A 12,327-nucleotide genomic window follows, 5' to 3' on the forward strand; every position below is an offset into this window, starting at 1 on the left:
CTGGGAGGGTGAAGAAGTCCGCACCCCTCCTCGTCTACTCCGTGCTGCGGCTGCTGGCGTTCCTCGTCCCGCTCGCCATCCTCTGGCTCTTCTTCCCCATCTTCCGCGAGCTCTGGTGGCTCGCCGCGATCTTCGCCGCCCTCATCGGCGTCAGCATCTCGATGCTGTTCCTGCGTGCACCTCTCACGGACGCCTCGGCGCGCCTTCACGAACGCCGCGAGGCCCGCACGACCGGCGCCCAGGCCGACGCCGAGACCGAGGACGCGGTCATCGACGCCGAGCCCCCCGCCTCCGACAGCGACTCCCCCACCCGCCCCTGACCACCCCGGCTCCTCCGCCCCGCCCGGCCCCGCCCGCTCCGCACGGCCCCGCCCGCCACGCACAACTTCGGAGATCCGGGACGACACGCCGCGGCATCCACCCTTCGCCCCGGCATGTCGCGGCGAATCTCCGAAGTTGTGCCGCGGCATTCCCGCCGGCCCGCTCCGCCCCCGGCACGAGCTGGCCCGCCCCGTCGGCCCCTCCCGCTCCGCACGGCCCCGCCCGGCCTGCACAACTTCGGAGATCCGGGACGACACGCCGCGGCATCCATCCTTCACCCCGGCGTCTCGCGGCGGATCTCCGAAGTTGTGCGGGGAGTCCCGGCATGTCGCGGCGAATCTCCGAAGTTGTGCGGGGAATCGCGGGATGCGAGGGGCGGGTCAGCCGGCGAAGGCCCAGAAGAGGGCGACGGCGTACAGCAGGGACGTCAGGGAGGTCAGGGCGAGGGCGGTGACCAGCTCCTTGGGCTGACGGTAGGTCCACACGATCAGGATCGCGGGGAGCCCGGCCAGCAGCGCGAGGAGCGAGATCCACGCGATCGGGAACAGCAGCGCGAGCAGCACGGCGATGCCGAACGGGGCGAGCACGAACAGGGTGAACAGCACCTGGGTCGCTCTGCGGCCGATCAGGACCGTGAGCGTGCGCTTGCCGACCTCGCGATCCTGGTCGATGTCACGCAGGTTGTTGGCGAGCAGCACCGCGCACGCGAACAGCCCGGCGGCGATCGCGCCCAGCCACGCCTGCTGCGGCAGGTCGAAGATCTGCACCCACGTGGTGCCGAGCGTCGCGACGAGCCCGAAGAACACGAACACGAACACCTCGCCCAGGCCGTAGTAGCCGTACGGGCGCTTGCCTCCGGTGTAGAACCAGGCGGCGACGATGCACGCGGCACCGACGGCCAGCATCCACCACTGCCCTGTCCGCACCACGATCGCGAGTCCGACCAGGGCGGCGAGGGCGAAGAAGATCAGCCCGATGATGAGCACCGTGCGCGGCCGCACTCGGCCGGAGGCGGTGAGCCGGGCCGGGCCGACGCGGTGGGCGTCCGTTCCCCGCACGCCGTCGCTGTAGTCGTTCGTGAAGTTCACGCCGATCTGCAGCAGCACGGCCACAGCGAGGCACGCGAGCGCGATGACCCAGTGGAACTCGGGCCCCGTGCTGCGCGCCGCTCCCGTGCCGATGACCACGGGGGCGATCGCGAGCGGGAGGGTGCGCAGTCGCGCCGCGCCGATCCAGTCGGATGCCGTCACCGGACCCGCCTCGACCACAGGGCGCCTGGCCGGATTGCCGCTCGTGCGGCTCGTCGTGCGCTGGGCGCGCCGGTTCTTCTTCTTGCGCTGAGAGGATGCTGCCACCCACGGAATCCTAGTCGTCGCGCCGATGCGCCCTCGTCCGCGGGGGCGGGCTCAGCGGTCGGGGTTGGTGTCCTTGCCGTCGAGCCACAGTGTGTTCGACGCATCGGCGTGCGTGCCGCCGCTGCCCACGTGCTTGTCGCTGATCTGCGGCCCCTTGGTGATCACGTGGACGAGCGCCATGGCATGGCCCTGACCGAGCTGATAGTCCTCCTTGAGCCAGGCGACGATGGGAGCCGCCTTGGTGGTGCTGTCGAACCCCTTCTCGGCAGCGAGGTCGATGAACTGGCGCGGCGTGAGGCCGGTCTTGGTCTCGATGTTGTCGAGGTATGCCTGGAAGGACACGGGTGCTCCTGGTGGGTCAGTCCTCGTCGAGGAAGGTCTGGATGATGGTGGGGGACGCGTGGATGCCGAGGATCCTGAGCTCGCCGTCACCCGCATTGACGAAGCGGTGGGGGACGAACGCCGGACCTGTCGCGGTGTCGCCCGCGCCGGCCAGGAAAGTCTCCTCGCCCACGGTGATCGAGGCAACGCCTTCGACGACGACCCAGGTCTCCGGGTAGGGGTGCCAGTGCAGCCCCGGCCCCTCTCCCGGCTGATTCTCCACCCAGAAGTAGGAGACCGCCGCGCCGTGCTCCGCGCCGACGAATCGTCGACTGCGCCCCGTGCCGATCCGGATCTCGGCGCCGGGGACGACGACGCCGGAGGAGAGCGAGCTGCTGTTCATGGGTCCAGTCTCGACAGCACGTCGACCGCTCCCTAGAGTTTCGATGTGGATCGAAACTCCGGCCCGGTCGAGGGCGTCGAGCACCCGGACCATCGGGTCGAGTTCCACCTCAGCCCCGGGGATGTCGAGGCGGTGCGATTCGGCATCTCCCCCGGGCACGAACTGGCGCACGCGGTCCGGGTGCTGCGCAGGCCCGCCGCCCACCCGCTGCAGTGGGGCTGGCTGCGCGCGGTGCGGGATCGCCTCCCGCGCGACGACTTCGCGCTCCTCGCCACGGTGGTCGGCGACGACGGCTACCTGCCGGACTTCCTGACGACGGCGCCCCGCTGGGACCTGACACCCGAGATCGAACTCGACGAGCTGCGCGCCGCACCGCTCGATCCGATGCGCGTCGACTTCGGCAAGATGGTGCGGCGCTCGGCGGGAGCCCGACAGCAGGCGCTGCGGGAGATGCAGGAGCATCCCGCGCGAGCCCGGGGGATGATCGCCGACGCCTGGGCCGCGGTGTGGGATGCCGCCCTCTCGCCGGTCTGGCCGCAGCTCGAGCGTCTCCTGCGCGCCGACGTCGCCGTCCGTTCGCGGACGATCGCGACCGCAGGCATCGCGAGCATGGCGGGCGATCTGCATCCGCAGGTGTCGTGGGGCGGAGGGGCGGTACGGGTCGCGTTGCGCCGTCACAGCGAGCAGGTCGACTGCCGCGGCGGCGGGCTGGTGCTGGTGCCGTCGGTCATGTCGTCGTGGGGATGCATGGTCCTCACCGAGCCACCGGCGCAGCCGACGCTCTTCTATCCGGCGCGCGGCGTCACAGCCGGGTGGGCCCGCGACAGCGCCGACATCGCCGCCGCGCTGGGTGCGCTGCTGGGCGCGGTCCGCGGCGGCATCCTCCTGGCGGCCGGCACGGCGCGCACCACGTCGCAAGTGGCCGCCGACGCCGGCATCGCCGTCTCGACCGCCTCGCACCACCTCGCCGTCCTCCGCGGCGCGGGGCTCGTCACCAGCGAACGCGACGGGGCGCGCATGCTCCACCTGCGGACACCGCTCGGCGAGGCGATGGTGGGCGCGGTGCTCTGAGCCTCGACTATTCGGCGGCGACGGGGATGATCGGCCGGTGCTCGTAGTAGGTCTGCAGCACCACGGTGGTGCGCGTGCTCACATTGGCGGCCAGACGCACGTCTCGGACGAGCTCCTCGAGCGCCCGCGGCGTCGGCACGCGGACGAACAGCATGTAGCTCGCGTCTCCCGCGATGGAGTGGCACGCCTCGATCGCATCGAGGTGCTCCAGGAGCTCGGGGGCGTTGTCCGGCTGCGCCGGGTCGAGCGGGGTGATCTCGATGAAGGCGGACAGGGGCGTGCCCACCTGCTCCGGGTCGAGGATCGCCCGGTAGCCGCTGATCACACCGCGCGTCTCCAGGCGCCGCAGCCGTGACTGCACGGCCGACACCGACAGGCCCACCGCATCGGACAGCTGGGAGAGCGTGGCGCGGCCGTCTCGGGAGATCGCGGCCAGGATCGCGCGGTCGACAGAATCATCCATAGCTGTAAGATTATCGTCAGGATTCCGCTATTACCGGAATCTTTCCGCCATTTCCCGCGATCGGAGGTTCCGATGTCCCTCGTTTCCGCCAACAGTTCCGCTGTTCAGGCCATCGTCGGCGAACCCGAGGTCGTCGAGGACGCTTCGACAGGCTCAGCGCAGGCGCAAAGCGTCGAGAACTCCGCCGCCTGGGCGCAGCTCAAGCAGGCGGCGATCGCCATCCGTGAGCTGCAGATCAAGGACGGTTCGATCCCTGGCGCTTCGACAAACTCGGCGACCAAGGACCGGGCGACCGCCCTCGTCGGGGAGATCACCGCCGCGATCCGCGCGCTCGCCCCCGCCTTCCCGCACGACGCCGAGTACCTCGCGGCGTCCGTCGCCGACTTCGAGCGCTGGGCGGCGGAGGACTTCGGTGTGCCGGACTTCCTCGACTCGCTGGTGGCGTTCCAGCCGCAGCAGCACCGCGTCGACGGCATCCGCCACCTCGTCGTCTTCCCGATGTACACCCAGAACGGTTCGAGCGACCGCCTGGTCGAGGCGCTCATCGTCGAGACCATCTGGCCGGAGTTCATCGCGGCGCTCGAGGCCGGCGACTACGGCAACAAGCTCTTCGTCTCGCTGCGGCTCGTCGACTTCACGCCCGGCTACGACACGAACTCCGCGGTGCTGTTCCCGGAGACAGTCGCCATGCGCGAGATCCCGACCTTCACCTGGGGCGCGATCTTCCAGGACCGGGAGGCGGCCCGCTACCGCCGCGTGGTCCGTGCGGCCTCGGAGATCACCAACCTCGACCTCCCGGAGCGCGCTGCGGCGATGCTGGAGGATCAGGAGGTCGCCGAGAAGACCTTCGTGATGTGGGACATCATCCACGACCGCACTCACATGCGCGGGGACCTGCCCTTCGACCCGTTCATGATCAAGCAGCGGATGCCGTTCTTCCTCTACTCGCTGGAGGAGATGCGGTGCGACATGACGGCGTTCCGCGAGTCGGTGAAGATCGAGCGGGCGCTGGACGCCAGGGTCGCCGCGGGCGAGGAGCTCACGGAGACCGAGCGGGAGATGCACGAGTACGCGCACCTGGTGCAGTACGCCGTGATCTTCGACCGCATCTTCCGCTTCGCCATCACCGGCACGCGCGTGCGCAACTACGACGCGGTGGGCGGCCAGCTCCTGTTCGCGTGGCTGCACCAGCGCGGCGTGCTGCACTGGACCGACACGGCGCTCGCCTTCGACTGGGAGAACGTGCCGGACGCCGTCGTGGCCCTCGGCGACGCGATCGACGACCTGTACTGGCACTCGATCGACCGCCCCAAGGTCGCGCACTGGCTCGCCGCCTACGAGCTGGTCCGCGGCACGCTCACCCCGCACCCCGCCTCGCGGTGGGCACGCGGACTGTCGGACGAGGTGCTGGCCGGAGCGCCGAAGGGCTACACGGACGCCGTGCTGGATGACGAGTTCCCGCTGTCGATGTTCTTCGAGACCCTCGACAAGAAGATGAAGCCCGTCATCGAGTCGACGGTCGGCATCCGAGGAACGGACGACTGACGACTCCGCGCGCCGAGGGCGCGCGACCGATGTGACGCTGGGGCGCACCGCGCTGCGGCCGGAACCTGTTCTGCGGATCTCCGCGGGTTCCGGCCGCAGAAGCACTCCTGACCGGAAGAGTGAGCGACATGGATGAAGCCATCGATGCGAGACTGGACGGACGTACCGTGGTGCTCGCCGGAGCGACCAGTGCAGCGGGACTCGCCCTGACACAGGCCCTGCACGCGGCGGGCGCCCACGTGATCGCAACCGGCCGCTCGGCCGCACGACTGGAGCCGTTGGCAGGTGCGGGTGCGCAGGTGTTCCTCGCGGATGCGACCTCGCTCGACGAGATGACGGCCCTGGCCGGGCAGATCGGCGGTGTGGACGGAGTGATCCCGCTGGTCGGAGGCTGGCGCGGTGGAGGTGGGCTCGCCGGGCAGTCGGACGATGACTTCGCCGAACTGCTGCCGGCGCTCGATGCCGTGCGAGCGACGAGTCGGGCGTTCGATGCGGCGCTGCGCGCGTCCGGAGCGGGCCGGTTCGCGATCGTGTCGTCGACGGCGGTCGCAAGGCCGCTCGCGGGCGGGGCGAACTATGCCGCGGTGAAGGCCGCGAGCGAAGCCTGGGCGCGCGCGGTCGCACACGGGTACGCCAAGGCGGCCCGCGAGGCCGCCGAGCCGCTGCGTGCGGCATCCGTCGTGTTCCGGGCGAAGGCGCTCGATCCCGAGGTCTTGGCCGCACGGGTGGTCACGCTCTGGGATGCGGACGCCGTCGACCTCAACGACCGGGTGTTCGACCTCGACTGACGGACGGGCGGAAGGTCGGTCCGGCCAGTCCGGCTCGGACGGGCGGTGACGTTCCGGCGACGGAGCGACGATCTGCGGAGGATTCTCCACTGAAGCGTCCGGGAATCGTCCGGGGCTCGGGGAATCGTCTGGGCTCACCGGGACTCGGGCGGCATTCCGGGCACGACCGGCGGGGCCTCCCGGCGCGGGTCTCGGTCCGACGGCGCCTCCCCCGCGACGTCGGAATCGGCATCACCGTCGGCGTCACCGTCCGGCCCGACCTCCTGCTCCGGCGCCTCGGCGTACAGCTCGGTGAGCCTGCGATAGGACCGGGTGAAGAACGCCAGCGTCGCCGCGACGACCATGATGAGTCCGGCGAACAGGCAGATCAGGGCGATGCCCCTCGCCTCTCCCTCCCCGAGCAGCCACCCCCATTGCCGCTGACCCTCGGCCGTCTTCATGTACGGGATCACGAGGAACTCGGCGATCGGGGCGATCAGGAAGGCCGTGACCGGTGCGGCCGCAGCCTCCATGGCCGCCGCGGTGCCGAACACCCGGCCCTGTCGGGCGAAGGGGACGACCTTCTGGATCACGGTCTGCTCCGCCGCTTCGACGGGCGGCACCAGCGCCATGTAGATCCACATGCCGACCACGTACAGCGGCCACCACTCGCGCAGCATGAACACCGAGCCGAGCAGGCCCATCGCGATCACGACGAGCAGCATCGTGCGCACCGGTCTCGCACCGAGGCCGAACTTCGCCACGAGTCCGCCGCCGATCAGGAAACCCGTGGAGGCGAAAGCGAGAGCGAACCCCCACATCTGCGCGTCGAAGAGCGTCAGGCCGTACGGGTCCATGAGCGCCATGTAGACGCCGCCGATGAGGTTGTTGAAGGTCGAGAACACGATCAGCGCGAAGAGGCCGGGCGCGAGGCGGATGGCCCGCACGCTGCCGCGGAAGTCGATCGCGCTCTTGGCCTCGGGGTCGGCCTCCGGCTCCTCCTCCGGGATGCGGATGAACAGCAGGTGCGCGAAGGTGAGGGCCATCGCGACGATCGCGATCCCCAGCGTCCAGCCCATCCCGAGGAAGCCGATCGACAGCCCGGAGAACACGCTCGTGACGAGGAACGCCAGTCCCTGCACCGTGCCGACCAGACCGTTGGCGTTCGCGCGCTTCTCCTCCGGGACGAGCAGCGTCACCGTGGTGGAGAGCGCGATGTTGCGCAGCTGCTCGATGACACCGCCGAACAGGATCACGCCGGCGAACAGCCAGAACCACGGCCCGCCGAGGTCCAGCAGCGCGGATTCCGGCTGCCAGAGGTACAGCACCCCGGCGATCAGGAAGGCGGCGGCGGAGATCACGCTCGACAGCAGCATCACGCGGTGCTTGCGGTGCCGGTCGACGATCGTGCCGAACACCATCGCGAAGAACGCCACGAGCAGCATGTAAGCGCCGCCGATGATGCCGGTGGCCAGCACCGACTGCGTCTCGATGTACACCCAGAACGTGAGGGCGAACCAGAGGAAGCTCGTCGTCACGTTGGCGATCAGCGTGTTGACGAGGACGTTGGCGAAGGCCGTCTTCGCTGCGGTGCGCTCCATGGCTTCGAGGGTAGAGCGGGCCGGGGACATCCGGTAGGGCGATTAGGCTTGAGCGGTGAGCATCCAGCATGACCCCGCGATCCGGGGCTTCGCCAGCGACAACTACTCCGGCATCCACCCCGAGGTCCTGGCGGCCATGGCGGCGGCGAACGGCGGCCACCAGGTCGCCTACGGCGAGGACGCGTACACCGCGCGGCTCCAGGAGGTCTTCCAGGAGCACTTCGGCGAGGGCACGCAGGCCTACCCGGTGTTCAACGGCACCGGCGCGAACGTCACCGGTCTCCAGTCCATGCTCCCGCGCTGGGGCGCCGTGATCGCCGCATCGACCGCGCACATCAACGTCGACGAGGGCGGAGCGCCGGAGAAGATCGGCGGCTTCAAGCTCCTCACCGTCCCCACCGACGACGGCAAGCTCACCCCGGAGCTCATCGACCGCGAGGCCTGGGGCTGGGGCGACGAGCACCGGGCGCAGCCGCTGGTCGTCTCGATCACGCAGTCGACCGAGCTCGGCACCCTGTACACCGCGGACGAGATCCGCACGATCGCCGACCACGCGCACTCCCGCGGCATGAAGCTGCACGTCGACGGCGCGCGACTGTCGAACGCGGCGGCGGCGCTCGACCTGCCGCTGCGCGCGTTCACGCGGGACGCCGGGGTGGACGTGCTCACCTTCGGCGGCACCAAGAACGGCGCCATGCTCGGCGAGGCCATCGTGGTCCTGAACCCGGACGCCGCGGACGGCCTGCAGTACGCCCGCAAGTTCAACATGCAGCTCTCGTCGAAGATGCGCTTCGTCTCGGCCCAGCTGATCGCGCTGCTCGACGGCGACCTGTGGCTGCGCAACGCCCGCCACGCGAACGCCATGGCCGCACGCCTGCGCTCGGCGGTCGAGGCCGGCATCGCCGACGGCTCCATCCGCGGCGTCGAGTTCACGCAGCCGACGCAGGCCAACGGTGTGTTCGCCACTCTCCCCGAGGGCGTGGCCGATCGCCTCCGCGACGTGTTCCGCTTCTACGACTGGGATGCGGCGCGCAAGGAGGTCCGCTGGATGTGCGGTTTCGACACCGAGGAGTCGGACGTCGACGCCTTCGTGGCCGCCCTGGCCCCGCTCACCCGCGACGCCTCGGCCTGACCGCGCCCGCGGGCGCGGCGTCAGCGCAGGAGCCCCAGGTATGCCAGAGCCTGACGGACCAGGGTGCCGCGACCGCTCTCCATCTCGGCGGCGACCGCATCCGATGCCGCGGCCTCCGGGGAGAACCAGGTGACCTCGAGGGCGTCCTGACGCGGCTCGCACGTGCCGGTCACCGGCACGACGAACGCCAGGGACACGGCGTGCTGCCGGTCGTCGTGGAAGGCGCTGACCCCGGGGATCGGGAAGTACTCGGCGACCGTGAAGGGCAGCGGCTGCGGCGGCAGCAGCGGGAAGGCCATCGGGCCGAGGTCGTTCTCGACGTGCCGGAACAGCGCGTCGCGGATGGTCTCGCCGAAGCGGACCCGCCCGGACACGATCGTGCGGGTCATCTCGCCCAGCGGCGTGGAGCGCAGCAGGATGCCGATCTCGGTCACCTGCCCTGAGCCGTCCGTGCGCACGGGGATCGCCTCGACGTAGAGCATCGGCAGGCGGCGACGCGCCTCGGCGAGCTCGAACTCGCTCAGCCAGCCGGGGTTCGCACCCGGCGCGGGCGGGTTCGCATCCGGGAAGGCTCCGAGACCTTCGTCTTCGGGCTCCGGATCGGGATCAGGTGTGCGCACCGCCATGTGTCCTTTCTACCAGCCGTCCCTCCGCACCGACACCGGCGGCTCCGAGGTCCGTGCCTGCTGGCAGGATGACGGTGTGACCGAGAACCTGACGATCGACGACACCGCGACCAGATGGTCTTCCCCCGACCGCGGAGGGATGCCGCTGCTCGTGCTGCTGCACGGCTACGGCGCCGACGAGCACGACCTGTTCGGACTCGTCCCGTATCTGCCCTCCGGCATCGCGGTCGCCTCCGTCGCCGCTCCCCTCGCCCCGCCGTGGCCCATGCCCGGGCGCTCCTGGTACGCCATCGACGGGCTCGACGGCCGCAGCCCCGAGGCCGTGACGATCGCCGCCGAGGCGTTCCTCCGCTGGCTCGATGCCGCGGCGGGCGATTCCCCCTCGGTCGCGCTGCTCGGCTTCTCGCAGGGTGCGGCCGTGTCGTTGCAGGCGCTGCGCCTCGCCCCGGAGCGTTTCGGCGCGGTCGTCGCCCTGAGCGGATACGCGGCTCCGGGCGACCTCCCCGGAGACGAGACGCTGACCGAGCTGCGCCCTCCGGTCTTCTGGGGTCGCGGCACGCACGACGACGTCATCCCGCCCGCACTCGTCGACCACACCGCGCAGTGGCTGCCCGGGCACGCCGACCTCTCCGGCCGGGTCTACACCGGGCTCACGCACAGCATCTCCGAGGAGGAGCTCGCCGACGTGCACCGCTTCCTCACCAAGTGGATCGAGGGGATCGGCGCGGATCAGGAAGAGGGCCCGCGCCCCGCCTGAGGATCGTGCTCCGCGGGCGCGAGCCCTTCGCGGCGATGAGCGCGCGACACGCCCGGGGTTGCGGAACGCCGACACGCCCGGGTATCGTCGGGGAGTCCTGTCCGCCGTGTCTGGAAGTCCTTTGATCTGATCCGTCGCCTCCGCGCTCCTCTTTCCGCGCGCTGACCCGACGATCGCCGACTCCACGGCAGACCCTCTCCCCCGCGTCCTGTGACTCCTCACGGACCGCCTGGGGCTCGGTGTCAGTGCACCCTCGCACTCGACAGGAGACACTCATGTCACACCCCGCACCCCTTCACGCGTCGGTCATCCTCGAACGACTCACCTTCACCTGGCCGGACGGGACGACCGCCATCGACGCGGTGTCCGGAGCGTTCGGCTCCGGACGCACCGGCCTCGTCGGACGCAACGGCGCAGGCAAGTCCACACTGCTGCGGCTGATGGCCGGCGAGCTCGCACCCACATCCGGGTTCGTCACCGCCTCGGGCGAGGTCGCGTACCTGCCGCAGCAGCTCACGCTCGACGTCGATCGTCGGGTCGCCGAGCTGCTCGGGGTGTCCGCGGCGCTCGACGCCGTCCGGGCCATCACGGCCGGCGACGTCGACCCCGCGCACTTCGATGCCGTCGGCGACGACTGGGACATCGAGGCGCGCGCCGAGGCCGCACTGGCCGAGGCCGGCCTCGCGCCGGAGTTCCTCGATCGCCGTGTCGGCGAGCTCTCCGGAGGAGAGGCCGTGCTCGTCGCGATCGCCGGGATCCGGCTCCGTCGCGCGCCGATCACGCTCCTCGACGAGCCGACCAACAACCTCGACCGCGACGCCAGAGCGAAGCTCGCGGCGATGGTGCAGGCCTGGAAGGGCACGCTCATCGTCGTCAGCCACGACCTGTCGCTGCTCGAGCTGATGGACGACACCGCCGAGCTGTACGGCCGCACGCTGAGCGTGTTCGGCGGCCCCTACTCCGAGTGGCGCGCCTGGCTGGATGCGGACCAGGATGCCGCGAGACAGGCCGAGGCCACGGCCGCTCAGACGCTCCGCAAGGAGAAGCGCCAGCGGATCGAGGCCGAGGTCAAGCTCGCGCACCGTGCGCGGACGGCCAAGAAGGCCGAGATCGAGAAGCGCGTGCCGAAGATCGTCGCCCATGGTCGGAAGATGGCCGCGGAGGTCTCGGCAGGGAAGCTGCGCATCGAGGTCGGGGCCAAGGAGGAGGCGGCACGGTCCGTCCTCGACGAAGCGGGGCGCCGCGTGCGCTCCGACGCGTCGATGAAGATCGAGCTGCCCGACCCGCAGGTCTCCCGCAGCCGACGCATCGCGACGATCGCGGAAGAGGAGCGGGCCTGGGTGATCCAGGGCCCGGAGCGCGTGGCCCTGATCGGGCGCAACGGCGCCGGGAAGACCACCCTGCTGGAGCGGCTGGTCGCGGATGCGCGCCCGTTCGAGGGCGGCCTGCACGCCGAGGCCCACACCGACCTGATCGGGTACCTCCCGCAGCGGGTGGACGGTCTCGACGAGCATCGCTCCGTCTTCGAGAACATCGCCGCGGCGGCTCCGCACGTTCCCGAGAAGGAGCTCCGGAACCGGCTCGCGCGATTCCTGATCCGCGGCGCCACGGCGGAGCGCCCGGTCGCAGCGCTCTCCGGCGGCGAGCGCTTCCGCGTGGCGCTGGCGAAGCTGTTGCTCGCCGACCCCGCTCCGCACCTCGTGGTGCTCGACGAGCCGACGAACAACCTCGACCTCGACACGGTCGACCAGCTCGTCGAGGCGCTGCGCGCCTACCGGGGCGCTGTGCTGGTCGTGAGCCATGACGACGCGTTCCTGCGCCGGCTCGACCTCGACCTGACACTCGAGATCGACGGCGACGGGAGACTCCAGGAGGTCTCGCTCGGCTCCTGAATCAGCCGCTTCGACGACGCCGGGCCTCGGGAGCATCCGCCCCGAGGTCCGGCGTCACGACCCCGATGTCGGT

At 70.7% G+C, this 12,327-nt stretch carries 13 protein-coding genes; 7 read left to right on the forward strand and 6 right to left on the reverse strand.

The window, feature by feature from the left end:
- The first annotated feature begins 8 nt into the window (after positions 1-8).
- Positions 9-320 (forward strand): DUF4229 domain-containing protein, encoded by a 312-nt coding sequence (locus tag CSX12_RS15175; RefSeq protein ID WP_124896327.1) that lies wholly within the window; start codon positions 9-11, stop codon positions 318-320.
- Between the two features lie 381 nt (positions 321-701).
- On the opposite strand, the gene CSX12_RS15180 is transcribed toward CSX12_RS15175, so the two are convergent.
- Genes CSX12_RS15180 through CSX12_RS15190 form a run of 3 tightly spaced genes read right to left on the reverse strand, consistent with a single transcriptional unit; the run spans position 702 to position 2,400 of the window.
- Complete coding sequence (locus CSX12_RS15180) at positions 702-1,676, reverse strand: 1,4-dihydroxy-2-naphthoate polyprenyltransferase (RefSeq protein WP_124896328.1); 975 nt, start codon at positions 1,674-1,676, stop codon at positions 702-704.
- Positions 1,677-1,727: 51 nt separating this feature from the next.
- The gene (locus tag CSX12_RS15185; RefSeq protein ID WP_124896329.1) at positions 1,728-2,018 is read right to left on the reverse strand and encodes a DUF4287 domain-containing protein; all 291 of its coding nucleotides are present in this window, start codon (positions 2,016-2,018) and stop codon (positions 1,728-1,730) included.
- A 16-nt stretch (positions 2,019-2,034) separates the two neighbouring features.
- Positions 2,035-2,400 carry a cupin domain-containing protein gene (locus tag CSX12_RS15190; RefSeq protein WP_124896330.1) on the reverse strand — a complete coding sequence of 122 codons (366 nt, stop codon included), beginning with the start codon at positions 2,398-2,400 and terminating at the stop codon, positions 2,035-2,037.
- A 45-nt stretch (positions 2,401-2,445) separates the two neighbouring features.
- On the opposite strand from CSX12_RS15190, the gene CSX12_RS15195 reads away from it, so the two are divergent.
- Positions 2,446-3,471, forward strand: coding sequence for a DUF5937 family protein (locus CSX12_RS15195; RefSeq protein ID WP_124896331.1), 1,026 nt, complete (start codon positions 2,446-2,448; stop codon positions 3,469-3,471).
- Between the two features lie 7 nt (positions 3,472-3,478).
- Here the strand turns inward: CSX12_RS15195 and CSX12_RS15200 are convergent, their stop codons facing one another.
- Positions 3,479-3,934 (reverse strand): Lrp/AsnC family transcriptional regulator, encoded by a 456-nt coding sequence (locus tag CSX12_RS15200; protein WP_017201655.1) that lies wholly within the window; start codon positions 3,932-3,934, stop codon positions 3,479-3,481.
- Positions 3,935-4,006: 72 nt separating this feature from the next.
- On the opposite strand from CSX12_RS15200, the gene CSX12_RS15205 reads away from it, so the two are divergent.
- Positions 4,007-5,479 carry a DUF6421 family protein gene (locus CSX12_RS15205; RefSeq protein WP_124896332.1) on the forward strand — a complete coding sequence of 491 codons (1,473 nt, stop codon included), beginning with the start codon at positions 4,007-4,009 and terminating at the stop codon, positions 5,477-5,479.
- 128 nt (positions 5,480-5,607) lie between these two features.
- On the forward strand, positions 5,608-6,267 hold the full coding sequence (locus CSX12_RS15210; RefSeq protein ID WP_124896333.1) for an SDR family oxidoreductase: 660 nt from the start codon (positions 5,608-5,610) through the stop codon (positions 6,265-6,267).
- Between the two features lie 134 nt (positions 6,268-6,401).
- On the opposite strand, the gene CSX12_RS15215 is transcribed toward CSX12_RS15210, so the two are convergent.
- A complete protein-coding gene (locus tag CSX12_RS15215; RefSeq protein WP_124896334.1) occupies positions 6,402-7,847 on the reverse strand; it encodes an MFS transporter in 1,446 nt (481 codons plus the stop codon).
- A gap of 55 nt (positions 7,848-7,902) precedes the next feature.
- Between CSX12_RS15215 and CSX12_RS15220 the strand changes: the two genes are divergently transcribed.
- Positions 7,903-8,979, forward strand: a complete 1,077-nt coding sequence (locus CSX12_RS15220; RefSeq protein WP_124896335.1) for a low specificity L-threonine aldolase — start codon at positions 7,903-7,905, stop codon at positions 8,977-8,979.
- 20 nt (positions 8,980-8,999) lie between these two features.
- Here CSX12_RS15220 and CSX12_RS15225 read toward each other — a convergent pair whose 3' ends face one another.
- Positions 9,000-9,605 (reverse strand): DUF4916 domain-containing protein, encoded by a 606-nt coding sequence (locus CSX12_RS15225; protein WP_017201660.1) that lies wholly within the window; start codon positions 9,603-9,605, stop codon positions 9,000-9,002.
- Between the two features lie 76 nt (positions 9,606-9,681).
- On the opposite strand from CSX12_RS15225, the gene CSX12_RS15230 reads away from it, so the two are divergent.
- Together CSX12_RS15230 and CSX12_RS15235 are read left to right on the forward strand one after the other, a co-directional pair.
- Positions 9,682-10,362, forward strand: coding sequence for an alpha/beta fold hydrolase (locus tag CSX12_RS15230; RefSeq protein WP_040568139.1), 681 nt, complete (start codon positions 9,682-9,684; stop codon positions 10,360-10,362).
- Positions 10,363-10,637: 275 nt separating this feature from the next.
- Positions 10,638-12,254, forward strand: a complete 1,617-nt coding sequence (locus CSX12_RS15235; protein WP_124896336.1) for an ATP-binding cassette domain-containing protein — start codon at positions 10,638-10,640, stop codon at positions 12,252-12,254.
- Positions 12,255-12,327: the final 73 nt, after the last annotated feature.

Origin of the sequence: Microbacterium sp. Y-01 (genome assembly GCF_003856715.1) — a bacterium.
Classification (GTDB): domain Bacteria; phylum Actinomycetota; class Actinomycetes; order Actinomycetales; family Microbacteriaceae; genus Microbacterium; species Microbacterium algeriense.